General features: G+C 71.8%; 24 protein-coding genes. 15 read left to right on the plus strand and 9 right to left on the minus strand.

Annotated elements, in window-relative coordinates; all coding sequences use genetic code 11:
- Positions 1-72: 72 nt before the first annotated feature.
- Positions 73-249: a hypothetical protein gene (locus tag AB0K37_RS27660; RefSeq protein ID WP_363985947.1), complete on the minus strand. Its 177-nt coding sequence runs from the start codon at positions 247-249 to the stop codon at positions 73-75.
- Positions 250-488: 239 nt separating this feature from the next.
- On the opposite strand from AB0K37_RS27660, the gene AB0K37_RS27665 reads away from it, so the two are divergent.
- The 8 genes from AB0K37_RS27665 to pgsA all read left to right on the plus strand — a co-directional run bounded on the left by AB0K37_RS27665 (position 489) and on the right by pgsA (position 10,431).
- Complete coding sequence (locus tag AB0K37_RS27665) at positions 489-1,523, plus strand: hypothetical protein (RefSeq protein WP_363985948.1); 1,035 nt, start codon at positions 489-491, stop codon at positions 1,521-1,523.
- Between the two features lie 139 nt (positions 1,524-1,662).
- Positions 1,663-1,884: a hypothetical protein gene (locus AB0K37_RS27670; protein ID WP_185023197.1), complete on the plus strand. Its 222-nt coding sequence runs from the start codon at positions 1,663-1,665 to the stop codon at positions 1,882-1,884.
- Between the two features lie 155 nt (positions 1,885-2,039).
- Positions 2,040-2,978 carry a 4-hydroxy-tetrahydrodipicolinate synthase gene (gene dapA, locus AB0K37_RS27675; protein WP_363985949.1) on the plus strand — a complete coding sequence of 313 codons (939 nt, stop codon included), beginning with the start codon at positions 2,040-2,042 and terminating at the stop codon, positions 2,976-2,978.
- Positions 2,975-4,660, plus strand: coding sequence for a ribonuclease J (locus AB0K37_RS27680; protein ID WP_363985950.1), 1,686 nt, complete (start codon positions 2,975-2,977; stop codon positions 4,658-4,660). Before dapA ends, AB0K37_RS27680 begins: the two co-directional genes overlap by 4 nt.
- A gap of 100 nt (positions 4,661-4,760) precedes the next feature.
- The gene (locus AB0K37_RS27685) at positions 4,761-7,400 is read left to right on the plus strand and encodes a DNA translocase FtsK (RefSeq protein WP_363985951.1); all 2,640 of its coding nucleotides are present in this window, start codon (positions 4,761-4,763) and stop codon (positions 7,398-7,400) included.
- Between the two features lie 143 nt (positions 7,401-7,543).
- Positions 7,544-8,296, plus strand: a complete 753-nt coding sequence (locus AB0K37_RS27690) for a RodZ domain-containing protein (RefSeq protein ID WP_363985952.1) — start codon at positions 7,544-7,546, stop codon at positions 8,294-8,296.
- Positions 8,297-8,404: 108 nt separating this feature from the next.
- Positions 8,405-9,841: a 30S ribosomal protein S12 methylthiotransferase RimO gene (rimO, locus tag AB0K37_RS27695; RefSeq protein WP_363985953.1), complete on the plus strand. Its 1,437-nt coding sequence runs from the start codon at positions 8,405-8,407 to the stop codon at positions 9,839-9,841.
- Positions 9,838-10,431 carry a CDP-diacylglycerol--glycerol-3-phosphate 3-phosphatidyltransferase gene (pgsA, locus tag AB0K37_RS27700; RefSeq protein WP_363985954.1) on the plus strand — a complete coding sequence of 198 codons (594 nt, stop codon included), beginning with the start codon at positions 9,838-9,840 and terminating at the stop codon, positions 10,429-10,431. The genes rimO and pgsA overlap by 4 nt, the downstream gene beginning before the upstream one ends.
- Positions 10,432-10,452: 21 nt before the next feature.
- On the opposite strand, the gene AB0K37_RS27705 is transcribed toward pgsA, so the two are convergent.
- On the minus strand, positions 10,453-11,238 hold the full coding sequence (locus AB0K37_RS27705; protein ID WP_363985955.1) for an MOSC N-terminal beta barrel domain-containing protein: 786 nt from the start codon (positions 11,236-11,238) through the stop codon (positions 10,453-10,455).
- An 86-nt stretch (positions 11,239-11,324) separates the two neighbouring features.
- Between AB0K37_RS27705 and AB0K37_RS27710 the strand changes: the two genes are divergently transcribed.
- The 6 genes from AB0K37_RS27710 to AB0K37_RS27735 all read left to right on the plus strand — a co-directional run bounded on the left by AB0K37_RS27710 (position 11,325) and on the right by AB0K37_RS27735 (position 15,289).
- Positions 11,325-11,579: a DUF1990 family protein gene (locus tag AB0K37_RS27710; RefSeq protein WP_363985956.1), complete on the plus strand. Its 255-nt coding sequence runs from the start codon at positions 11,325-11,327 to the stop codon at positions 11,577-11,579.
- 5 nt (positions 11,580-11,584) lie between these two features.
- Positions 11,585-11,881, plus strand: coding sequence for a DUF1990 domain-containing protein (locus AB0K37_RS27715; RefSeq protein ID WP_363985957.1), 297 nt, complete (start codon positions 11,585-11,587; stop codon positions 11,879-11,881).
- Between the two features lie 456 nt (positions 11,882-12,337).
- A complete protein-coding gene (locus AB0K37_RS27720) occupies positions 12,338-13,633 on the plus strand; it encodes a CinA family nicotinamide mononucleotide deamidase-related protein (protein ID WP_363985958.1) in 1,296 nt (431 codons plus the stop codon).
- A gap of 111 nt (positions 13,634-13,744) precedes the next feature.
- Positions 13,745-14,098 (plus strand): helix-turn-helix transcriptional regulator, encoded by a 354-nt coding sequence (locus tag AB0K37_RS27725; protein WP_089313015.1) that lies wholly within the window; start codon positions 13,745-13,747, stop codon positions 14,096-14,098.
- A 130-nt stretch (positions 14,099-14,228) separates the two neighbouring features.
- Complete coding sequence (locus AB0K37_RS27730) at positions 14,229-14,696, plus strand: DNA starvation/stationary phase protection protein (RefSeq protein WP_363985959.1); 468 nt, start codon at positions 14,229-14,231, stop codon at positions 14,694-14,696.
- A gap of 92 nt (positions 14,697-14,788) precedes the next feature.
- The gene (locus AB0K37_RS27735) at positions 14,789-15,289 is read left to right on the plus strand and encodes a hypothetical protein (RefSeq protein WP_363985960.1); all 501 of its coding nucleotides are present in this window, start codon (positions 14,789-14,791) and stop codon (positions 15,287-15,289) included.
- On the opposite strand, the gene AB0K37_RS27740 is transcribed toward AB0K37_RS27735, so the two are convergent.
- The 7 genes from AB0K37_RS27740 to AB0K37_RS27770 all read right to left on the minus strand — a co-directional run bounded on the left by AB0K37_RS27740 (position 15,290) and on the right by AB0K37_RS27770 (position 22,519).
- On the minus strand, positions 15,290-16,168 hold the full coding sequence (locus tag AB0K37_RS27740; protein ID WP_363985961.1) for a LysR family transcriptional regulator: 879 nt from the start codon (positions 16,166-16,168) through the stop codon (positions 15,290-15,292).
- A gap of 128 nt (positions 16,169-16,296) precedes the next feature.
- On the minus strand, positions 16,297-17,088 hold the full coding sequence (locus AB0K37_RS27745; protein WP_363985962.1) for a DNA-formamidopyrimidine glycosylase family protein: 792 nt from the start codon (positions 17,086-17,088) through the stop codon (positions 16,297-16,299).
- Between the two features lies 1 nt (position 17,089).
- On the minus strand, positions 17,090-17,554 hold the full coding sequence (locus AB0K37_RS27750) for an Rrf2 family transcriptional regulator (RefSeq protein ID WP_363985963.1): 465 nt from the start codon (positions 17,552-17,554) through the stop codon (positions 17,090-17,092).
- Positions 17,555-17,963: 409 nt separating this feature from the next.
- A complete protein-coding gene (locus tag AB0K37_RS27755) occupies positions 17,964-19,421 on the minus strand; it encodes a glycoside hydrolase family 3 N-terminal domain-containing protein (RefSeq protein WP_363985964.1) in 1,458 nt (485 codons plus the stop codon).
- Complete coding sequence (locus tag AB0K37_RS27760) at positions 19,418-20,257, minus strand: carbohydrate ABC transporter permease (RefSeq protein WP_363985965.1); 840 nt, start codon at positions 20,255-20,257, stop codon at positions 19,418-19,420. The genes AB0K37_RS27755 and AB0K37_RS27760 overlap by 4 nt, the downstream gene beginning before the upstream one ends.
- Entirely contained in the window at positions 20,254-21,225 is a 972-nt protein-coding gene (locus tag AB0K37_RS27765) for a sugar ABC transporter permease (protein WP_363985966.1), read from the minus strand. Before AB0K37_RS27765 ends, AB0K37_RS27760 begins: the two co-directional genes overlap by 4 nt.
- Before the next feature lie 22 nt (positions 21,226-21,247).
- The gene (locus AB0K37_RS27770; RefSeq protein ID WP_363985967.1) at positions 21,248-22,519 is read right to left on the minus strand and encodes an extracellular solute-binding protein; all 1,272 of its coding nucleotides are present in this window, start codon (positions 22,517-22,519) and stop codon (positions 21,248-21,250) included.
- 253 nt (positions 22,520-22,772) lie between these two features.
- Between AB0K37_RS27770 and AB0K37_RS27775 the strand changes: the two genes are divergently transcribed.
- Positions 22,773-23,996 carry an ROK family transcriptional regulator gene (locus tag AB0K37_RS27775; protein WP_363985968.1) on the plus strand — a complete coding sequence of 408 codons (1,224 nt, stop codon included), beginning with the start codon at positions 22,773-22,775 and terminating at the stop codon, positions 23,994-23,996.
- Positions 23,997-24,149 lie beyond the last annotated feature (153 nt).

A 24,149-nucleotide genomic window follows, 5' to 3' on the forward strand; every position in this document is an offset into this window, starting at 1 on the left:
CACCGCACGTCGCGCGGCATCTCCGGCACCCGGCTGACCTACGCGCGCCACCCGTTCGACGTCGTCGTGGGGTCAGTCCTTGACGATCTGGGCGAGAAGCGTGATGACCGCGACGCCCACCCCGATCGGGATCGCCAGATCCGGGGCGGCGGCGGTGAGTGCGGCGGCGCCGACCGCCACAAGGACGATCACGAGGGCCCGCGTGCTGATCAGGGGGCGGGGCTCACCCTGCCTCGGTGGGACTCGCATGCCGGTTGACCTCCATCCGTGTTGGACGGTAAGGACCGAGCGGCTCCCCATCGAGACCAACGGGCCGACACCACGAGCCGCCTCGTGAATACAAGGTTCCCCCGTTGTCAACCGCCGCCGCGCGCGGCGCGCGATCACGTCCCAACCATGATCGTTTTATGGCCGGATCGTGGGACGCGGCTGGGGCGCCGCTGGGACGGCAGGCGCTTGGCGCCCGGCTCTTCCGACATGATTGCGTGATGCGCGTTATCGGGCGGGTCGGTCGGATTCTGGGGTGGGCGGCGGCCTACGTGCTCGGCCTCGCCGCGCTGGTGCTCGCCGGGGCCTGGGTGTGGTGGCAGCCGGAACCGGAGGCGCGCGGCACCGAGGCCAACGCGCTCTGGGCGCGGCACCAGTGGGTGGGGGAGCCCCACAGCGACGCCGAGTACCGGGCGCTCGGAGAGCTGCTGAAAGAGAACCGCATCACCGACGTCTTCTTCCACGCGGGACCGTTCGAGGCAGACGGCACCGTGCCCGAGGCCAAGTACCGCTACGCGCGGCAACTCCTCGCCGCCATGCGCCGGTACGCGCCGGGGGTCCGCGCGCAGGCGTACCTGGGGCAGATCCGGGTGGTGGACGGCAAGGGCGTCATCGACCTGGACGATCCCGCCGTGCGGACCCGGGTGCTCGGGATGGACGCGGCCTTCCTCGACCTGGGGTTCGACGGCATCCACTACGACTTCGAGCCGATCTACCCCGACGACCGCGCGTTCCTCACGCTCATGGACGCCACCCGCGAACTGACGCGGTCGAAGGGGAGGCTGCTGTCGGTGGCGCTGGAGCAGCAGACCCTCCTGGACGCGGCTCAGCCGGTCTACAAGGCGCTCATACCGCGCACGGGGAAGATCCACTACCCGCCGCGCCCCACGCGGGACTTCCTGCGCGCCGTCGCCGACCGCGCCGACCAGGTCGCGATCATGACCTACGACGTGTCGCTGCCCACGCGCGCCCTCGCCGGGTGGCACTTCGCCCGGCACACCCGCACGACGCTGGAGCTCATCGGCGACCGCACGACGGTCTTCATGGGCGTCCCCACCTACCGGCCCCTCATGGAGTGGGCCGAGGACCTCAGCGGCGCCCTGCGCGGCGTCCGGCGCGGAGTCGACGATCTCGAGCGGCCGCCCAGGCGCCCGTACGGCGTCGGCGTGTACGCGGACTGGACGACCAGCCCGGCCGAATGGTCACGTTACCGCGCCACCTGGCTACCCCGAGCGACAGGAAGTTTTGGCGGCTGAGAAACCCACGCCGTGACGTTCCAAAACTCGCGTTTCCCCAGGTAAAAAGGGTGGATACCCGCACAATCCCGGGGGTAGTGGAGGGTGCGGAAGGTCAAGCCTCGACAGGCGGATGGCAAAGGGAAGTGGGGACGGGCCGATGGGCACTCAGCAGTCCGCGCGGCACGACGCCGACCGTATCGGCGAACTGGCGGCCGAGTTCGCCGGGTGGCGGATCGGCCGGGGCGGGTCCGGGCAGTGGTGGGCCGTCCGGGGGAACGATCTCGTGCGCACGCACGACGTCGAGGAGCTCCGCGTCCGCCTGCATGAGATGACCGCTGGGTCACGTTATCCAACCGAGTCCGGGACGTGGCCGGACTGACCCCGTAACGCCGCATTTGCGTGCCACGATGTCGGTTGTGGGAGCCGCCGCCACGCGTACCCCCGAGCGTGTGGCGGCGGCTTCCTCCTGTTTTATCCCGTTCCGCTTCGACCTGCGGGTCCAAGTGGAACGGCCGGAACGGTACCGTTCGTTGCATGGCACCCAGCACATCCACTGACGCTCCGTTCGGACGGATGCTGACCGCCATGGTCACCCCGTTCCTGCCAGACGGCGGCGTCGACTACGACGGCGCCGCGCGCCTCGCGACCCACCTGGTCGACGAGCGGCGCCATGACGGTCTCGTCGTCAACGGGACGACAGGCGAGTCGCCCACGACGAGCGACGAAGAGAAGAGCACGCTTCTGCGCGCGGTCATCGAGGCGGTCGGCGACCGCGCCGTGATCGTCGCCGGTGCCGGGACCAACCACACCGAGCACAGCCTGAAACTCGCGCGGCAGGCCGAGGCCGCGGGCGCGCACGGCCTGCTCGTGGTCACGCCGTACTACAACAAGCCCCCGCAGGAGGGCCTCGTCCGCCACTTCACCGCGGTGGCCGACGCGACGGCGCTGCCCACCATGCTGTACGACATCCCGGGGCGCGCCGGGGTGCCGATCCACAACGACACGCTCGTGCAGCTCGCCGAGCACCCGCGGATCGTCGCCGTGAAGGACGCCAAGGGCGACCTGTTCGGCGCGTCCAGGGTGATGGCCGAGACCGACCTCGTCTGGTACTCCGGTGACGACAACCTCAACCTGCCGTGGCTGTCGGTCGGGGCGGCGGGGTTCGTCAGCGTGATCGGCCATGTCGTCGGCACCGAGCTCCATGAGATGATCGACGCATACCGCGCCGGCGAGCACGGGCGGGCGCTGGAGATCCACCGGCGGCTGCTGCCCGTGGTCGCCGCCATCATGACCCGTACGCAGGGCGCCATCGCCGTCAAGGCAGCGCTGAACCTGCTCGGCCTCCCCGGAGGCGGCCCGCTCCGCGCGCCGCTGGTGGAGGCCTCGCCGGAGTTCGCGGCGCACCTGCGCGAAGACCTCACGATAGGGGGAGTCAAAGTGCCTGAGGTCGTCATTCCGGAGGTCGCCCGGTGAGCCATCCTCACCCGGAGCTCTCGGAACCGCCCGCGCCGCCCAAGGACGGTCTGCGGATCGTCGCGCTCGGCGGGCTGGGGGAGATCGGCCGCAACATGACGGTGTTCGAGTACGGCGGACGCCTGCTCATCGTCGACTGCGGCGTGCTCTTCCCCGAGACCGAGCAGCCCGGCGTCGACCTGATACTGCCCGACTTCGAGTACATCAGGGAACGGCTGGACGACATCGAGGCCGTCATCGTCACGCACGGCCACGAGGATCACATCGGCGCCGTCCCGTACCTGCTGCGCGAGCGCCGCGACATCCCGCTGGTCGGCTCGCGGCTGTCGCTGGCGCTGCTGGAGGCCAAGCTCACCGAGCACCGCATCAAACCGGTGACCCACGTGGTCGCGGAGGGCGAGCGCCGCTCGTTCGGGCCGTTCGACTGCGAGTTCCTCGCCGTCAACCACTCCATCCCGGACGCGCTCGCCGTGGCCGTCCGCACGCCCGCCGGGCTCGTCCTGCACACCGGCGACTTCAAGATGGACCAGCTCCCGCTGGACGGCCGGCTCACCGACCTGCCCGGGTTCGCCCGGCTCGGCGCCGAGGGCATCGACCTGCTGATGTCGGACTCGACGAACGCCGAGGTGCCCGGCTTCGTCACCAGCGAGCGCAACATCGGGCCGGTCGTCGACGAGGTGTTCCGCACCGCGCAGGGGCGGCTCATCGTCGCCTGCTTCGCCTCGCACATCCACCGCGTCCAGCAGGTCCTGGACGCCGCCGTCGCCAACGGCCGCAAGGTCTGCTTCGTCGGGCGGTCCATGGTCCGCAACATGGGCGTCGCGCGCGAACTCGGCTACCTGAACGTCCCCGACGACATCATGGTCGAGCAGAAGGTGATCGACGACATCCCCGGCGACCGGCTCGTGCTGGTGTGCACCGGGTCGCAGGGCGAGCCGATGTCGGCGCTGTCGCGGATGGCCAACCGCGACCACTCGATCCGCATCACCGATCGCGACACCGTGATGCTGGCGTCGTCGCTGATCCCGGGCAACGAGAACGCGGTCAACCGCGTCATCAACGGCCTCACCCGGTGGGGCGCCCGCATCGTCCACAAGGGCAACGCGCTCGTGCACGTGTCCGGGCACGCCTCGGCCGGCGAGCTGCTGTACGTGCTCAACGTGACCAAGCCGGCGAACTTCATGCCCGTCCACGGCGAGTGGCGGCACCTGCGGGCGCACGCCAAGCTCGCCGCGCTCACCGGCGTGCCGGAGGACGGCATCGTCATCGCCGAGGACGGCGTCGTCGTCGACCTCGTGGACGGCCATGCCAAGATCGTCGGCGCGGTGCCCGCCGGGTACGTGTACGTGGACGGCCTGTCGGTCGGCGAGGTCACCGAGACCTCCCTGAAGGACCGGCGCATCCTCGGCGAGGAGGGGTTCGTCTCCATCGTCATCGGCCTCGACTCCACCTCCGGCAAGCTCGTCGCCGGCCCCGAGGTGCACGCGCGCGGCGCAGGCATCGTCAACGAGGACTTCGACGAGGTCATCGCGCGGATCGAGGACGTGCTGCGGGACGCCGCCGGCGACGGCGTGAACGACGTGCACCAGATCAGCCAGCTGATCCGGCGCACCGTCGGCAAGTGGGTCAGCGAGAACTACCGCCGCCGCCCGATGATCATTCCGGTGGTCGTCGAGGTCTAGCGGCGGCTCGGACGGAACGGGCGGCCGCGGCCGTCCGTCCGTCCGACACGCCCGCCCGCCCTCCCCGGAACCGCGAGGGTCCTTGGTTACTCTCATAACCATGGCCACACGTGCGTCTGGAGGCGCGAAAGCCTCCTCGCGTGCGGGGGGCACGGCGGCTCGCAAGCCCGCAGGTACGGCCCCCCGGAAGCGACCGAGCGGCAACTCCAAGGGGGGCCGCGGCTCGGGCCGTGGGCGCCCCCCGCAGAAGCCCGACCCGATCCCCCAGGCGGTCCTCGGGTTCTTCAAGCTCCTGTTCAAGCTGTACCTGCTGGCGGCGGTCGCGGTCGGGTCGGTGTTCCGCGCCTACGGGAACGGGGCACGCGGCCTCGACCCCGAGCACCGCCGCGACGGGCTGGGGCTGGCGCTGCTCGGTTCGTCCATCGTGCTGGCCTCCGTCACCTGGTTCCGGCCCGACGGCGTCGTCACCATCGCGCTGGAGAAGGTCGTGCGCGGCGGTCTCGGCATCATGGCGATGGTCCTGCCCGTGCTGCTGGCGCTGCTGGCGTGGCGGACGCTGCGCCACCCCGAGCATCACGAGGACACCGGCCGCATCGTCATCGGCATCACCGCGCTCGCCGCGGGCGTCCTCGGCATCCTGCACATCGCCGCCGGGGTCCCGTCCCCGGCCAAGGACATGGAGGGCGTCCGCGAGTCCGGCGGCGTGGTCGGCTGGCTCGTGTCGGCCCCGCTGGACGCGGCCCTGAGCGGGTGGGTGGCCGTTCCGCTGCTGCTGCTCCTGTCCGGGTTCGGGCTGCTGGTCGTCACCGCGACGCCGATCGCGAAGGTGCCCGAGCGGGTCGCCGACCTGTGGGCGGTGGCCACGCTGCAGAGCCGCCCCGAACGCCCGTCCGCGGAAGAGGCCGGCGAGGAGACCGCGCCGAAGAAGCGGCGCCGCAAGAGCAAGGCCGAGGACGGCGACGAGCTGGAGGTCGGCGAGCACTCCAAGCCGTACGACACGCCGCTGCTGGAGGACCAGCCGAAGAAGGCCGACCGGCCCCGCCGCGACCTCGCCGACGAACTGTTCGAGCCCGACCCGTTCGGCGCGCACGTCCCGCCCCCGGCCCCGCCCGCCGACGAGCCGATGGACGAGCACGTCGCCGGCGAGTCCATGGCCGCCGATCCGACGGCCGACCCCATGGCCGGGGAGGAGCCCGAGCCAGAGCACCACGAGGTGCGCGACCCGACGCCGGCCCCGCGCCGCACCGAGCAGCTCCCGCTGTCGTCGTCCGGCGAGATCTACGTGCTGCCCGAACCGGCGGCGCTGCGGCCCGGCAGTGTGTCCAAGCCGCGCACCAAGGCCAATGACACGGTGGTGAACGCGCTCACCGGGGTGTTGGAGCAGTTCGATATCGATGCGCAGGTCACCGGGTTCACCCGGGGGCCGACGATCACGCGGTATGAGATCGAGCTGGGTCCGGCGGTGAAGGTGGAGAAGGTCACGGCGCTGACCAAGAACATCGCCTATGCGGTGAAGAGCGCCGATGTGCGCATCATCTCGCCGATTCCCGGCAAGTCGGCGATCGGGGTGGAGATCCCCAACACCGACAAGGACATCGTCAGCCTCGGCGACGTGTTGCGGTCGCCGGCGGCGACCAACGAGCACCATCCGATGATCGTGGGGCTGGGCAAGGACGTCGAGGGGCGCACGGTGGTGGCGAACCTGGCGAAGATGCCGCACATCCTGATCGCGGGCGCGACCGGGGCCGGCAAGTCGACGTGCATCAACGGGCTCATCACCTCGATCCTGATGCGCGCGACCCCTGACGAGGTGCGGATGATCCTGGTGGACCCCAAGCGGGTCGAGCTGACGATGTACCAGGGCATCCCGCACCTGATCACCCCGATCATCACCAATCCCAAGAAGGCCGCCGAGGCGCTGGAGTGGGTGGTGGGGGAGATGGACCGCCGCTACGACGACCTGGCCGCGTCGGGGTACCGGCACATCGACGACTTCAACAAGGCGGTGAAGGCGGGCAAGCTGGTCCCGCCGCCCGGCAGCGAGCGCGTGTACGCCCCGTACCCGTACATGCTCGTCATCGTCGACGAGCTGGCCGACCTGATGATGGTCGCGCCGCGCGATGTTGAGGACTCGGTCGTGCGCATCACCCAGCTGGCCCGCGCCGCGGGGATCCACCTGGTGCTGGCGACGCAGCGTCCGTCGGTGGACGTGGTCACCGGGCTGATCAAGGCCAACGTGCCGTCCCGGCTGGCGTTCGCGACCTCCTCGCTGTCCGACAGCCGCGTCATCCTCGACCAGCCGGGCGCGGAGAAGCTCGTCGGGCAGGGCGACGCCCTGTTCCTGCCGATGGGCGCGAGCAAGCCCATGCGCATCCAGAACGCCTACGTCTCCGAGAAAGAGATCCACAGCGTCGTCGACCACTGCAAGGGGCAGATGGAGGCGAGCTACCGGGAGGACGTCGCCGCGGCCGGCGCGCCGAAGAAGGAGATCGACGAGGAGATCGGCGACGACATGGACCTGCTCGTCCAGGCGATCGAGCTGGTCGTGTCCACCCAGTTCGGGTCGACGTCGATGCTGCAGCGCAAGCTGCGCGTCGGGTTCGCCAAGGCCGGGCGGCTGATGGACCTGATGGAGAGCCGCGAGATCGTCGGCCCCAGCGAGGGCTCCAAGGCGCGGGACGTGCTGGCCAAGCCGGACGATCTTCCCGGGGTGCTCGCGGAACTGCGCGGCGGCGGCTGAGCGCGGTGCCGGAGCATTGCGGAATGATGCGAAATCTTGCCCAGTTTCGAACGTGTTGGCTGTCGCCGAACGGGCAGGCCCGTTCCTAGACTGGTTTCACAGTCGTGCGAGATCGGCCACGAGCTCCTCAGAGGAGGCCCGGCGTGAGCATCGGTGAGACCTTGGCGGAGGAGCGTCAGCGGGCCGGTCTCTCGGTGACACAGGTGAGCCTCCAGACGCGCATACGCGAGACCGTCGTCCGCGGCATGGAGGCCGACGACTTCTCCGCGTGCGGGGGCAACTTCTACGCTCGCGGCCACATCCGCAGCATCTCCCGCGTGATCGGGATCGATCCGGAGCCGCTCGTCGCCGAGTTCGACGCCGCGCACGGCGGCGCCCCGCAGCCGGTCTCGGCGGTGTCGGCGTTCGAGCCGGAGCAGCCGGTCGCGTTCCGCGAGCGCCGGTCGCCGAACTGGAGCGCCGCGATGGCGCTCGCCCTCGCGCTCGTGGTCATCTACGGGGTCGTCCAGGTGGTCGGGCACGGCGGCGGCGGCGAGCGGCGCACCGCCCGGCAGGTCGCCGGGACGCCCGCGCCGTCCACCCCGTCCGCCGCGCCGTCCGCGCCCAAGAGCAGCGCCCCGGTCGCGGAGGCGCCGCGCACCAAGGTCGAGGTGCGGGTCGAGGCGAAGCGGACGACGTGGCTGAACGTCCAGGGCGACAAGGGCAGGTCGCTGTTCAGCGGCATGATCCGCGAGGGCGACCAGAAGAGCTTCACCGCCAAGAAGAAGGTCCGGCTCGTGATCGGCGTCGGCGGCAGCGTCAACCTGACCGTCAACGGCAAGGATCTGGGCTCGCCCGGCAAGGGCAAGGGCGTCCAGCGGCTGACCTTCGACCGCGGCGACCCCGAGTCGGCCTGACCCGGGGCCCGGCAGGGCCGTGCGTTCCGCCGCGCGCCGAGACGCCCCCCGCGAGGATGCCGCGGGCCGATGGTCGGCATCGGAGCGGAGGCCCATTACCTTAGGGGCATGTCGACTCGCCGCAAGGTCTCACTCATCACGCTCGGCTGCGCCCGCAACGAGGTCGATTCCGAGGAGCTCGCCGCGCGCATCGAGGACGCGGGCTGGGACCTGGCGGACGGCGCGGACGGCGCCGACGTGGTGGTCGTCAACACCTGCGGGTTCATCGAGGCGGCCAAGAAGGACTCCATCGACACGCTGCTGGCCGCGCACGACTCCGGCGCCAAGGTCGTCGCCGCCGGGTGCATGGCCGAGCGGTACGGCAGCGAGCTGGCCGAGGCGCTGCCCGAGGCCGACGCGGTGATCGGCTTCGACGACTACACCGCGATCGGCGAGCGCCTCGACGACGTCATGGCGGGACGCGGGCGCGACGCGCACACCCCGCGCGACCGCCGCACCCTCCTGCCGATCAGCCCGGTCGAGCGCCAGCGGGCGCACGGCTCCCACGTCCCGGGGCACGGCGGGCAGGACGACCTGCCGGACGGCGTGGCGCCGGCGTCGGGTCCGCGGGTGCTGCGGCGGCGCCTCGGCGGCGGCCCGGTCGCGCCGCTGAAGCTGGCGTCCGGCTGCGACCGGCGCTGCACGTTCTGCGCGATCCCCGCGTTCCGCGGCGCGTACGTGTCGCGCCCGCCCGCGGAGGTGCTGGAGGAGGCGCGCTGGCTCGCCGACCACGGCGTCCGCGAGCTGGTCCTCGTCAGCGAGAACTCCACGTCCTACGGCAAGGACCTCGGCGACCTGCGGGCGCTGGAGAAGCTGCTGCCGGACCTCGCCGCCGTCGACGGCATCGAGCGGGTGCGGGTCAGCTACCTGCAGCCCGCCGAGACGCGCCCCGGCCTCATCGAGGCGATCTGCGGCACGCCCGGCGTCGCGCCGTACTTCGACATGTCCTTCCAGCACGCGAGCGGCCCGGTGCTGCGCTCCATGCGCCGGTTCGGCGACCGGGAGCGGTTCCTCGGGCTGCTGGACCAGATCCGCGCGCTGGCGCCGGAGGCGGGCGTGCGCTCCAACTTCATCGTCGGCTTCCCCGGCGAGACCGACGACGACTTCGAGGAGCTGGCGGAGTTCCTGTCGGCCGCCCGGCTCGACGCCGTCGGGGTGTTCGGCTACTCCGACGAGGAGGGCACGGAGGCCGCGAACCTGGACGGCAAGCTCGACCCCGCCGACGTCGCCGCCCGCGTGGAGGAGCTGTCCGGCCTCGCCGAGGAGCTGACCGCGCAGCGCGCCGAGGACCGCGTCGGCTCCGTGGTCCGCGTCCTGCTGGAGGACAAGGCGGACCAGGCCGGGGACGGGGCGCGGGACGGCGGCTTCGAGGGCCGCGCCGAGCACCAGGCGCCCGAGGTGGACGGGACGGTCCTGGTCCGCGGGGAGGGGCTCGCGCTGGGCGACATCGTGGAGGCCCGGGTCGTGGGCAGCGACGGGGTGGACCTCGTCGCGGACGTCTCGTGATAGCCGGCACCCCCGAGCCGGTCGCGGGCACGCCGGATCCGCCGCAGGCCGGCGTGTGGAACATCGCCAACGCGCTCACGCTCCTGCGGATCGCGCTGGTGCCGCTCTTCGTCTGGCTGTTCTTCCTGGACGGCACCGGCTGGCGGCTCGCCGCCTTCGCCGTGTTCGCGGTCGCCTCGATCACCGACAAGATCGACGGGGACATCGCCCGGGCGCGCGGCCTCGTCACCGACTTCGGCAAGATCGCCGACCCGATCGCGGACAAGGCGCTCACCGGGGCGGCGCTGATCAGCCTGTCGGCGATGGGCGAGCTGTGGTGGTGGGTGACCGCCGCCATCCTCGTCCGCGAGATCGGCATCACGGTGATGCGGTTCGTCGTCATCCGCCGCGGCGTGATCCCGGCGAGCAAGGGCGGCAAGCTGAAGACGACGCTCCAGGTCTTCGCCATCGGTTTCTACATCCTGCCGGGCCCCCTGGACTACCTGCGCTGGGTCACGATGGGCGCGGCGCTCGTCGTCACGGTCGTCACCGGGATCGACTACGTCGTCCAGGCCTGGCGCATGCGCCGCACGTCCGGCGAGACCTCCTGAGCACCGGCGCGTCGCGGGCCGTCAGGAGGCCGTGAGCTCGTCGCCCACGCGGAGGGCGCCGAGCGCGCGGGGGACGCCGAGCCTGCCGAACATGATCTCGCGGGTGCCGTCGAAGCGCTCCGCGCGGTACCGGGCGAGAGCGCGCAGCGGTTCGGGGGACCGCCGGGCGGTGTCCTGGTCGGTATTGACGATGACGCACCGGCCGCACGGCCTGACGAGCTCGATGTCCACCTGGTCGCCGCGCAGCCGGGTGACGGAGTCTTCGCCGTAGGGTCCGAGTCCGCGCAGGACGATGTTGGGACGGAAGCGCGCCATCGGGAGCCGGGCGCCCATCCGCCGGTTCAGGTCGTCGAGCGACTCGTCCGACAGCACCGAGACGGGGTAGCCGTCGGCGTACGTCAGGGTGCCGCCGCCGAGCGCGGTGGGGCGCGTCCCGGTGAAGCGGACGAGCCGGCAGGGGAGTCCCAAAGTCTCGGAGAACCAGCCGGCCGCCTCGTCGCCCTGGTCCACTCCCTGGCACGGACGGCGGTGCACGGTGACGTCGCGGGCGGGGCCGTCCACCGCCGCGCAGATCAGGGGCGCGGCCGCGAGCGCGGTGTGGACGACGAGCTTCTCACCGTCGAAGCCGGGATGGAGCAGCGCCAGCTCGGGGACCTCCCGCTGCGACAGGTGCCGCCCGTCGGGACGGACGAGCATGAACTCCCGGTCGTGGCGCAGCCCGTCCGGCGAGAGCTCGGCCTCGGCGACCGGGACGGCCCCCGCGCTCTTGATCGGGAAGACGTTCAGGGCGGCGACAACGGCGATCATGGGTCGGACGTTACGGACCGGCTCGCCGGGTGAACAGGCGTACGGGCGATACTTGACGCGGATTCGTCAGCTTGGAGGCCGAGGGCATGACCGCGCAGGACTTCACCTGCCCCGAGGTCGGGGCGACGCGCGACGCCGAACGCCCGGCCGGGTACCGGCACATGCGGCAGCGGATGCTCGTCGGGCGGGGGCCCGCGTCCTTCCGGAACGCCGCGGACGCGGTCATGGAGTTCTGGATGCACCGGGCGCTGCCGGTCCGGGTGGAGGCGTCGGCACTCCGCTCGTCTCGGGGGTGTGGGGGTCGTCCCCCCACAGGGGCCCGCGCGCCGCACCCGGGGTGAGCGTCGTGATCGGGCTGGGCGCCGGGCCGCTGCGCCTGAAGGCGCCCTGCCGGATCGTGTGGACGCGGGAGGAGGAGCGCTACGCCGGATGGGCGTACGGCACGCTCCCGGGCCACCCGGCGTCGGGCGAGGAGTCGTTCGTCGTGCACCTGGACGATGAGGGCGACGTGTGGCTGACGGTCACGGCCTTCAGCCGTCCGGCGACGGCGGCCGCCAGGCTGGCGGGCCCGCTCGGACGCGTGTTCCAGCGGTCCTATGCCCGCCGCTGCGGAACCGTGCTGCGCCGGCTGGCGCGGGATTAGGTGGGCCGCGGGACCACGCCCACCCCGGTCGTGGCCCCGCGGCCCCGCTTTAGGGGCGCCCCAGCGCTATTCGATTATCCCTGCCGGCGTCCCCGTGCACGAATCGGCGGAATGAGTTCTGACTCACAATGTGACCTGCGCTTCTCGCCATTGTCGGCGTCCGGGGCCGATGACGTGCTGCGACGATGCGCGTCCCGGGCGGTGCCCCGGCCGCGCGCAGCGTCCGGGGCGGTCCGGGCTCGGCGGACATAAACGCGGCCGTCTCTTTTCGCGACGACGGAAAAGCGTTATGCCGGTGGGGCCGGTGTGAAGGCGGGGATCCGGCGGCGTCCTCATTCGGTCGGTTTTTCCGGTGAACCGGCGATCCGCCGGGCCCGTCGCGGGCCCGCGACGGTAGATTCGGGGACGCTCGCGCGAGGCGGCGGATCCCGCGCGGCGGGGACGGATGGGGACGCGATGCGGGTCGAACTGCTCACCGTGGGGGACGAACTGCTCCTCGGCGACACGATCAACGGGAACGCCGCGTGGCTCGGCCGCCGGCTCGCCGACCACGGCGTCGAGGTCACCCGCAGCGTGGTCGTCGGCGACGAGCTGGACGTGATCGTCGCGGCGGTGGAGTCCGCGCTCGACCGGGCCGACGCGGTCATCACCACCGGCGGGCTCGGCCCCACCTACGACGACGTGACGCGCGACGCCCTCGCCAAGGCGGCGGGCGTCGCCCTGGTCCGCGACCCGGCGCTGGAGCGGCGGCTGCGCGAGCGGGTCGCGCGGGCCGGCCGCGAGCTGCAGCCGATGGCGCTGCGCATGGCGGACGTCCCCGAGGGCGCGCGGCTGCTGGCCAACTCCGCCGGCTCGGCTCCCGGCCTGCGCGTCGAGCTGCCCGGCGGGGTCGCCTACGCGCTGCCGGGCGTGCCGTTCGAGATGCACACGATCATGGACGAGGTCGTGCTTCCGGAGCTCGCGGAGATCGCCGGGCTGCCGTCCGTCGCGCGCCGCACGCTGCGCACCGCCCGGCTGTGGGAGTCGGTCATCGCGACCCGCCTGGCCGAGGTGGAGGCGATGGACGGGGTGAAGCTCGCCTACCTGCCCGACCCCGCCGAGGTGAAGATCCGGATCACCGTGGCCGGCCGGGACGCCGCCGGGCGGCTGGCGGGCGTGGAGTCGCGGGTCCGGGAGCTGCTCGGCCCGTCGGTCTACGGGGTCGAGGACGAGACGCTCGGCCTGGTCGTGCACCGGCTGCTCCTGGAGCGGGGCGAGACCGTCGCCACGGCCGAGTCCCTGACGGGCGGCCTCATCGGCGCCGAGCTGACCGCGACGCCGGGGTCGTCCGGCACCTACGCGGGCGGCATGGTGACCTACGCCACCGACCTGAAGCAGAGGCTGCTCGGCGTGCCGGGCGACCTGCTCGCCGAGCACGGCGCCGTCCATCCGGACGTGGCCGCCGGGATGGCCGCGGGCGTCCGGGACGCGGTCGGGGCGACCTACGGGCTCGCGGTCACGGGCGTCGCCGGCCCCGATCCGCAGGACGGCCGTCCCGTGGGAACGGTCTATATCGGCCTGGCCGGACCCGGAGACTCGCTGACGGTGGTCGGCCCGAAACTCCCGGTGCCCGGGACGGGGCCGGAGATCCGCGCGGTGATCCGGCGGATGACCGTCGTGCACGCGCTTGAGCTGCTGAGACGCCGGCTGCTGGGACTTGACGTCGCCGACGGGAGCGGAGAGGCTCGGGCAGATCGGGAAGATCGGGGCTGATTACAGCGTTACGTTGCGAGCGAACACGAAATCAACGGTCTGCCACCGCCGCCGCCAAGGCGGGTACGGTGGAACCGGCAGATGGTCCGAACTGAGGGAGGGAGCGAGACGATGGTCCTGCTTCGCCAGCTGCTCGGTGACGTACTGCGGCAGCTGCGGCTGCGCCAGGGACGCACCCTCCGTGAGGTGTCCGCGGCAGCGCGGGTGTCACTCGGCTACCTCTCCGAGGTCGAGCGGGGGCAGAAAGAGGCCTCTTCGGAGTTGCTGTCCTCTATCTGCAAGGCTCTGGGCGTCCCGCTGTCGCATGTGCTGAGGGAAGTCGCGGATCAGCTTGCCCTCGCCGAGCTGCAGCACGAGCCCGTCATGGCGGGTGCGCCGGAGCACGAGCGCATCTCCGCCGAGAGCATTCCGGAGACCCCGGAGGAGATCACCGGCGAGCTTCGCGCCGACATGGTCGCCGCCTGACCGTTTCCGGCGCGTTCATGCCCCGACCCGGGGCCGCGGGTGTGCGCGGCCTCACGGCATGAACTCGGCATTCCCGGGGACCTTCCCGTGTTGTAACGGATAACCGTAACGATGCGGAAGGAGCCCGTTCATGGCGTCGGTCAAGAGCCCGCTCACCGAGGCGGCACTGAAGGCCGCCGGGGACGCTTTGCAGGGCGCTCTCATCGATCTGATCGATCTCGCGCTGGTCGCCAAGCAGGCGCACTGGAACCTCACCGGACGCAACTTCAAGGTCGTTCACGAGCACCTCGACGAGATCGTCGCGCTGGCCCGCAGCGGCCAGGACGACGTCGCCGAGCGCGCCGTGGCGATCGGAGCGAACCCCGACGGCCGTGTCCGCACGGTCGCCGACCGTACGACGATCCCGCAACTGGAGGCCGGCTACCTCGCCGACGACAAGGTCGTCGCCGCGATCACCGACATCCTCGCGCAGATCATCGCGCGGTTCCGGGAGCGCATCGCGGCGACCGACGAGCCGGACCCGGTGACGCAGGACCTGCTCATCAGCCTCACCGCCGAGCTTGAGAAGCAGCACTGGATGTTCCAGGCGCAGACCTGACCCACCGTGAAGACCCCGGCCCGCCGCACGGCGTGGACCGGGGTTTTCTGCGTTCCGCCCCGATCCGATCCGCAATCTGCGGATCATGAGGGATGCGCGCACTCCTTCGAGCCCTGCCGCTCGCCGCCGCCCTGCTCGCGCTGGCCGCCTGCGGCTCCGGAAGCGACGGCGCCGGCCGTCCCTGCACGATGATCGGGTCCGAGGCCGGCGTGAACCTGGTCGTCCCCGACGGCTCCCGCGTCGCCGCCGCCTCCCTGCGGGCGTGCTGGAACGGGACGTGCCAGGAGCCCCGGATCGTGCTGACGCCGACCTCGAAGGCCGTCTCGACCGGCTGCGACGGCGACGGCCCCGACGCCGTCTGCGGCGCCTCCGCGTCCCCGGACGGCGGCAAGTCGGGCTTCGCGCGGCTCCACGGCCTCCCCAAGGCGCCCGTCCAAATCACCCTCAAGCTGCGCGACGCGGAGGGCCGGGCCTACTTCACCCATCGCCTCGACGTCACACCGAGGGCCACGTTCCCCAACGGCCCAGACTGCGGCGAAGGCCCCCCGCAGGCGGTGCTGACCGTGGCGAACGGGCAGGTGACCGTCCGCTGATCAGAGATGCGCCAGGACGGTCTCGGCGAACTCGACGGCGAGCGGGCTCAGGGCGTCCCAGCGGCGCGCCGCCCATCCGGCGGTGAGCGGTGGCAGTTCCGGGATCGGAACCAGCCGGACGCCTCCCGGCCCCGCTCCCCATCCGGGCAGAGCGGGCAGGATCGCCTGGCCGAGGTCCAGTTCGGCCAGCAGGAGCGCGGTGTCCCAGTCGGCGACGCTCGTGGTGGACGTGAGGCGCACGCCGTGGCGTTCCAGATGCATCTCCAGATGGACGCGGGACGTCGAGTGCGCGGGCAGTTCGATGTAGCGGATCGCGGCCAGCTCGCCCAGCCCCACGGACGCCCGCGAGGCGAGCGGATCGTCCGCGTGCACGGCGAGCACCCATGGCAGCTCGTACGACGCCCGCTGCTCGACGCCCTCCAGCGCCGGCCCGATCGTCACCCACGCGAGATCGGCCGTGTGCGAGCGGACCGCCTCCAGGCACCGGCGGCTCGACCCGGCGGTCTCGAACTGGAGGGCCGCGTCGGGATGCCGGTCCCGGAACTCCGCCACCCCCGCCGCCATGAAGTGCCGCACGGTCGTGGCCCCGGTCGCGACCCGGACGGTGCCCCCTACCCCGCGCCGCAGGTCGTCGAGTTGACGCAGCGCGGCGTCCAGGCCGGCGATCCCCTCCCGCGCCGCCCCGTGAAGGATGCGTCCCGCGCGGGTCGGAGCCACCCCGCGCGGCCGCCGCTCCAGCAGCACGAGCCCGGTCTCGCGTTCGAGCCGCTTGACGTGCTGGCTGACGGCCGACTGGCTGCACGACAGCTCCCGCGCCACCGCGCTCAGGTTCCCCGCCGCACAGACCGCCACGAACACGCGAAGATCGTCCAAGGTCACGCACCCAAGCTAGACCTTGGAGAAGTCCAACAAAACCCGAGAATTGACTTGGAACAGCGACCGGCGCAGGCTCTCCACAAGGGCGCAGGATCCGGCGACCCGGAAAGGCGGCGACCCGCCCTGGACTCTCAGGGGGCAGGGCGGGCGCCGACCGGCTGGCAGCGCGGGCACCAGAAGGTCGCCCGCTCACCCTGCTCCGCCCGCTCCACCCGCGTTCCGCACCTGCGGCACGGACGTCCGGCGCGCCCGTACACCCAGTGCTCCCGGCCGCGCCCCAGCTCACCGGTCGTGATGTGGCCGTGCCGCTCCTTGTTGGCCTCCAGAAGGCGGTGAGAGAGCTGCACAAGGCCTGAGATGTCGGGAACGTTCCTTACGGCGGTCCACGGGTTCACGCCCCGCAGGAACAGAATTTCGGCCTTGTAGACGTTGCCGATCCCCGCGACCCTCGTCTGGTCGAGCAGCGCCTCGCCGATCGCCCGCTCCGGCTCCTCCGCCAGCCGCGCGACGGACTCGGCCGCCATCTCCGGCCCCCACGCCGGATCGAGAAGGTCCGGCCCGAGATGCCCGACCGCCGCGTCCTCCTCGTCGGTGCGCAGTACCTCGACCACCCCCAGCGAGTAGCCGACCGCCTGCCACTCCGCGTTCGCCAGCACCAGCCGCACCCGGTGGTCGCGCGGCGGTGGCCCGGCCCTGCGGATCTGCCAGCGCCCCTCCATCATCAGGTGGGTGTGGACGGTCAGCCCGCCCTCCACCCGCACCAGGAGGTGCTTGCCGCGCGAGACCGCGTCCAGGACGGTCCGTCCGCGCAGATCAACCGTCGCGTACCTCGGCACGCGGAAGTCCGAGCGCGTCAGCACCCGCCCCTTCAGCGCCTCGCGCAGGCGCCGGGCGGTCAGCCAGACGACGTCGCCCTCGGGCATGTCAGATCAGGGAGGGGCTTTCCCAGGCGGACGGGTCCTCGGTCAGCTTCTGGACGGACGGCGGCAGCTGCCCGGCGGCGATGTGCGCGAGCGTGACCTGCTCCAGGATCGACCGCTCGCTGGCGCGCAGCGCGATCCACACCTCCTGCAGGGACCGCGCGGGCCCCTCGTACCCCACGTGCTCGGGCCGCTCGCCCCGCACGCCGAGCAGCGGCCCGTCAATGGCGCGGATGATGTCGGCCATCGAGATCCGCTCGGCCGGACGCGCCAGCCAGTAGCCGCCCTCAGGCCCCCGCTGGCTCCGCACGATCCCCGACCGCCGCAGCTGGCCGAGGATGTTCTCCAGGAATTTGGGCGGTATCTGCTGGGCCTCGGCGAGCTGGACCGCGGTCACCGGATGGCTCCCGGCGACCGCCAGCTCGGCGGAGGCGCGCAGCGCGTAGTCGACCCGGGCGGACAATCGCATATTCGCATTATCCCTTGCCGATAGGACCACTTCGGTTCCCGGCGCCCCTCCCGCCAAGCCCGAAGCACGGCGCACCGCCGGAACCGGGCTCTTGTCCGGCGGTGCGCCGTGGTCTCGATGGCCACGCGGTCACCTCACCCCCCACGTGGCCCAGCACCCCTACTGCAACAACCTCAGCCGCCACCGCAACCACGCAACAACCTCAATGGTTGCGATCGCGTCCAAAGGCAGGTTCGAGCGAAGCGAGAACCTGATCGCGCAGCGAGCCGCCAAGGCGAGTCGGAGCGATGCCAGCGATCGCCCGCAGTGCTCGACGATGGAGGGCCCTCCGGGCCCGAAGGAGGAGAGCACTGCAATAAGCACAGCCGACGATGGAGGGCCGCCAGGCCCGAAGGAGGAGAAAAAGCAATCAACACAGTCCCAGGAGTTCGGCGGCGGCTTGGGCGTTGGCGGCGGCGGCGCCGTAGGTGGCCATGTAGACGGCGGAGCGCGGGCGCCAGACGGGGAGGCCCATTTCGACGACGACGGTGTCGGGGCGGGCGGTGAGGAGGGCGGTGGTGAGGGCGCGCTGGCCGGCGTGCCGGTGGGCGTCGCGGAGGACGATGACGAGACCGCGTCCCCTGGCACGGTCCAAGACACGTTCCGCGGTCCCGTCGGCGCCGTCGGCCTGGACGGCGTCGGGCGCCCACGGGCCCAGGCCCCAGGGCGTCGGGCCGACCGCGATGTTGCCGGTCGACTCGGTCTCGACGACCAGGGGAGCCGCGGTCCAGCCGGGCAGCGCGCCCGTCACGCGGACGGCGCGGCGGGCGGCCTCCAGGCCGGCGGGCCGGTCGACGACGGCGGGGCTGTGCCCGGCGAGCCATTCCCTGAGCAGGCGGGTGCGCTCGGCCGCGTCGGCCAGCCTGGCGAGGGGGAGGCGCCCGGCGCGGACGGCCTCGTCGATCGCGGCGAGGGTGGCCTCGACGGTCTCGGCGTGCTCGCGCGGGCCGAGGCACAGCAGGTCGGCGCCCGCGATGAGGGCCCGCACGGACGCCTCCGGGATGCCGATCGCGCCGCTGGCGCCCTGCATGTCGAGCGCGTCGGTGACGATCACGCCCTGGTAGCCGAGCCGCTCGCGGAGCAGGCCGGTGATCGCCTCCGGGGAGAGGGTGGCCGGCGCCCCGTGGGTGATGGCGGGCAGGTTGAGGTGCCCGGTCATCACCGCACGGGTGCCGGCCGCGATCGCCGCCCGGAACGGGACCAGCTCGCGGCGGTCCAGCAGGTCCAGGTCGGCGTCGACGAGCGGGATCCCGAGGTGGGAGTCGTCCACGGTCGCGCCGTGGCCGGGGAAGTGCTTGGCGCAGGCGGCGACGCCCGCCTCCTGCGTGCCGGTGACGGCGGCGGCGGCGTGCCGCGCGACCAGCGCGGGGTCCGAGCCGAACGAGCGGGTGCCGATGACGGGGTTGTCGTCGGCGGTGTTGACGTCGACCGACGGCGCGAAGTTGAAGTTGACGCCGACCTCGGCCAGTTCGGCGCCGAGCGACCGGTAGATGCGGCGGGTCAGTTCGGGGTCGTCGACGGCGCCGAGCGCGGCGTTGCCCGGGTAGGGGCTGCCGGTCGCGTGGCCGCCGAGGCGGGTGACGTCGCCGCCCTCCTCGTCGATGGTGATGAAGGGGTCGCCGGCCTTGCGCATCTGCGCGGTGAGCGCGGCCAGCGCCTCCGGGCTCGGGACGTTCCCGGTGAGCGCGAAGAGCGTGACGCCGCCGAGGCCGGCCTCCAGCTCGTCCAGGACCCAGTGGGGCGCGGTCGCGCCGGGGAAGGACGGGAGCAGCGTGCCGCGTGCGAGCCGGGCGATCTCGGCCGTGGTCGCGATGTCGTCGGTCGTCACCCCTTCACCGCCCCGGCGGTGAGCCCGGACACCATGCGGCGCTGGACGATCAGGAAGAACGCGATGACGGGAATGGTGAGCAGCGTGGACGCTGCCATGATGGGCCCCCAGGCGTTGCCGCTGCGGCCGAAGAAGAACTGCAGCATGATCGGCAGGGTGTACTTGGTCTGGTCGTCCAGGAACGTGAACGCGAAGATGAACTCGTTCCAGGCGGTGATGAAGGAGAAGATGCTGGTCGCCACCAGGCCGGGCGCGACAAGCGGGAGCATGACGCGGAAGAACGTCCGGACCGGGCCCGCGCCGTCGATGGCGGCGGCCTCCTCCAGTTCGCGGGGGACCGCGGCGACGAAGCCGCGCAGCATCCAGATCGCGAACGGGACGGCGAACCCGATGTAGACGATGACGAGGCCGGCCAGGCTGTTCAGCAGGTCCAGCTGCTTCAGGTCCAGGAACAGGGGGATGACCAGCGCCTCGCACGGGACCATCTGCACCACCAGCAGCATGATCAGGAAGGTGGTGCGGAAGCGGAACCGGAAGCGGGCGACGGCGATCGCGGCCATCAGCGAGAGCAGCCCCGACACCAGGACGGTAACGAGCGCCAGGATCGCGCTGTTGCGGAAGTACTCCCAGAAGGAGACCTCCGCGATGCCGCCGTTCAGCACCAGGTCGAAGTGCTCCAGCGTCGGATGGGACGGCAGCGGCTTCGGCGTCGTGCTGAAGATCTCGGTGTTGGGCTTGAACGCGGTGGAGGCCATCCAGAAGACGGGGAACACCGCGATCGCGAAGACCAGCAGGCCCGTCCCGTTCAGCAGCAGCTTGCGCGGCAGGCGCCTCATCGGGTCTCCCCCTGACGGACCATGACCCGCACGTAGAGGGCGGTGACGACGAGCAGGATGAGCGTGAGCACGAGCGCGATCGCCGAGCCCATGCCGAGTTTCGGATTCAGCGAGCCGAACGCCTCGGAGTAGCCGTACAGCGACAGGTTGAACGCGTCGCGGTTGGCCATCCCGGCCATGATGAACAGCTGCGTGAAGACCTTGAAGTCCCAGATGATCGACATGACGACCAGGACGAGGAAGATCGGCTTGAGCATCGGGTAGGTGAGGCTCCAGAACGTCCGCCACGGTCCGGAGCCGTCCACCCGGGCCGCCTCGTACAGCTCGCCCGGGACGCTCTTCAGCCCGGCCAGCACGGACACCGCGACGAACGGGCACGCCTGCCAGACGACGCACACGGTGAGGACGGTGTAGGTGGACAGCGGCGTGGCGAACCAGTTGTAGTCGCTCCAGCCGCCGCCGACCAGGAAGTCCGGCAGCAGGTCCAGGCACCAGTTGACCAGGCCCCCGGTGGTGCCGAACAGCCAGCTGAAGATGATCGCGGCGGTGACCGGCGGGGTGGCCCAGGCGACCATCACGCCGCCGGCGACGAAGCTCGACATCCGCTTGCCGAGCTTGTTGAGCAGCAGCCCCACGAGCGTCCCGACGACCAGGGTCAGGGACACCGCGACGACGGCGAACAGCACGGTGTGCCGCAGGGTCTGCCAGAAGAACGGGTCGTTGAAGATCTTTTCGAAGTTCTCGGTCCCCACCGTCTCGGCCGGCTCGCCGCGCAGCTGGCGGTTGCCGACCTTCTGGAACGACATGATCCCGATCTGGATCATGGGCCAGAACATCAGGACGGCGATCACGAGCACGGTGGGCGCGATCAGCAGGTAGGGCCCGAAGCGGGGCCTGCGGCGGGGGCGCGCCCGGCCGGACGTTCTCCGGCCGGGCGCTTTCCGCACCGCGGGAGCGGTGTCGAGCATGGACGTTCCGATCAGCCGGGTACTACGGGTTCAGCAGCGTGTTGGCCTGCTCGTTCGCCTTCTTCATCTCCTCCTCGGCGGACTTGCCCTGCATGATCGCCTTGACCGCGTTCGGCAGCACCTTCTTGGCCTGCTCGAACTCGCCCCAGCCGGCGCTGATCGGCGGGAACTTGGTGTTGCCGGCGATCGAGGTGAAGACCTCCAGCTTGGGGTCGGAGAACTTCACGTCCGACCGCATGGAGGAGAAGCCGCTGTAGTCCGCCCAGATCTTCGCGTTCTTGGCGTCGTTCAGGATCGTGATGTAGTCGAAGGCCGCGCCCTTGGCCTTGCTGTCGTTCCACACCGCGAGGTCGGAGCCGCCCGCCATGACCGGGGCGTTGCCGCCGGTCTTGCTCGGGATCGGGAAGACGCCCCACTTGTCGGCGTTCTTCTCGGAGATCTTCTTCATCTCCTTGAGCGCCCAGCTGCCGTCGACGTACATGCCGAGCTTGCCGAGCGCGAAGTCGCGCTGCGGGCCCTCCAACTCGTTCTTGCCGACGTACTTCGCGGGCGCGACCTTCTCGGTGGTGACGAGACCGGCGTAGTACTTGACCGCCTCGACCACCTGCGGCTGGTCGAGCTGGCCCTTGAAGCCGCCCTTGCCGTCGTCGACGGCGACCTCGCCGCCGTTGCCCCACACGAAGCTGAGCAGCGCGTTGGTCTGGTCGCTCGGGATGCCGATGCCGGGGACCTTCTTGGAGTCCTGGACCTTCTTCGCGGCGGCGGTGAGGTCCGCCCACGTCTTCGGCGGCTGGATGCCGAGCTCCTGGAACCAGTCCGTCCGGTACCAGACGCCGCGGACGCCGCCGTACCACGGCACCGCGTAGGTCTTGCCGTCCGCGGTGTCGTTGCCGAGCGCGGTCTTGTTCAGCGTCTTGCCGTCCGCCCAGCCCTTGAACTGGTCGGTGATGTCGGCGAGGCTGCCCTGCTCGATGTGGGACTGGACGTCGGTGTTGCCGAGCTCGGTGACGTCGGGGCCCTCGCCGCCGGCCGCCGCCTTCTGGAAGGTGGTGGCGACCTGCGGCCACGGCACGTACTTGACCTGGACGTCGGTGTTCGGGTGCTTCTTCTTGAACTCGGCCTCGACACCGTCGAGGATCTTGGTCTGCTCGGGCGTTCCGTCGCCCATCATCCAGACCTTGAGCTGCGCCGGGTCCTTGCCGTCGCCCGCGTCGCCGTCCTTGCCGTCGCCGCCGCAGGCCGTGGCGGCCAGGGCGATCGCGGCCGTCACGGCCGCAACCTTGATGTACTTCACTGGGGGTTCCTTTCCGGCATCGCCTCGCGCGGCCGTGTGGCCTGCGGTGCGAGTGGAGACGGCGCGGACCCTTTAGGGTCCCAGCCATGCCCCTCTCGCGTTCGCATCGCTCGCGGGCGCCCTGCTCGCCAGTCCGCGCTCTGCGAGCGCCCCCGACCCGGGGTACCGTGCCGGTCGGCGCTTGGGCGTAAACTAACAAGAAACTTTCCTAAACAAAACTGCTCGTTAGCGGATTGAGACATCAGGGGTCGCAATGGCAAGACGCCCGGGAACGCCGAGGCTGCTGCGTGAGCTGAACGACCGCGCGGCGCTGGACCTGCTCGTCGAGCAGGGCCCGCTCACCCGCGCGCAGATCGGCGAGCACACCGGGTTGTCGAAGGTGACCGCGTCCCAGCTGCTGTCACGGCTGGAGGAGCGCGGGCTCGTCTCGGTCGTGGGGGAGCAGGCCGGGGGGCGGGGCCCCAACGCCGCACTCTATGCGGTCGTCCCGTCCAGCGCGTACGTCGCGGGCCTGGAGGTGGGGCCGGACGGGGTGACGGCCGGCGTCGCCGACATCACCGGGCACATCGTCGCCCAGGTGACCGTGGACCCCAACGGCGCCGACGACCCCGTGAAGATGGTGCACAGCGCCGTCGTCAAGGCGTGCCGCTCGGCCAAGGTCGCGGTGTCGAAGCTGAGCGCGTTCGTCATCGGGACGCCCGGCGTCGTCGACCCGCGCTCCGGCGACGTCCAGTTCTCCTTCGACCTGCCCGCCTGGCACGAGGGCGTCCTCGCCGCGCTGCGCACCGACCTGCGCCGCCCCGTGATCATCGAGAACGACGTGAACCTCGCCGCGATCGCCGAGCGGGCCTACGGGGCCGCGCGCGACGCCGACGACTTCGCGCTCATGTGGCTCGACCGCGGCATGGGCCTGTCGGTGATGCTGGGCGGACGGCTGCACCGCGGCCGGTGGGGCGGCGCGGGGGAGATCGGCTACCTGCCCGTCCCCGGGGCGCCGCTGCCGGTCGGAGCCGCCCGGCGCGCGGCGCGGGACGAGGGGGTCACCGAGTCGACGACCTGGGGGATCCCGACCCTCGCCGGAGGCTACGGGGCCCTGGTGGGCGCGGACGCGGTCCGCGCCCTCGCCCACGAGCACGGCATCGCCGAGCCGACCGCCGTGGACTGCGTTCGCGCGGCCGCGGCCGACGAGGACCGCGGCGGGCCGTTCCTCGACGAGCTCGCCGACCGCATCTCCTACGGCGTGACCTCGGTCAACATCGTCCTGGACCCGGGGCTCGTGGTGCTGTCGGGCAGCCTCGGCCGGGCCGGGGGGCGGCCGCTGGCCACCCGCATCGAGTCGATCGTCGGCCGGATCAGCCCGACCCGCCCCGCCGTCGCCGTCACCGGCGTGAAGGGCAACCCCGTCCTGCGAGGCGCCCTGCACGCGGCGCTGGAGCAGGCCCGCGACGACGTCTTCTCGGCCGCGGGGGCATCGTAGGAAGGCGCGTCCGCGAGAGAGGGAAGCGCCGGCGCCCCCCCGGGGCCCGGGCGTGCCCCCCCCGCGGGGGGGGGGTGGCCCACGTTGGGGGCCCCCCCCCGGCCGCGGCCCCCCCCAGGCCCCGCGGGGGGGTGAAGGCGGCGGGGGTGGACG

The sequence above is a fragment of the Actinomadura sp. NPDC049753 genome, from assembly GCF_040674655.1.
In the GTDB taxonomy this organism is placed as follows: domain Bacteria; phylum Actinomycetota; class Actinomycetes; order Streptosporangiales; family Streptosporangiaceae; genus Spirillospora; species Spirillospora verrucosospora.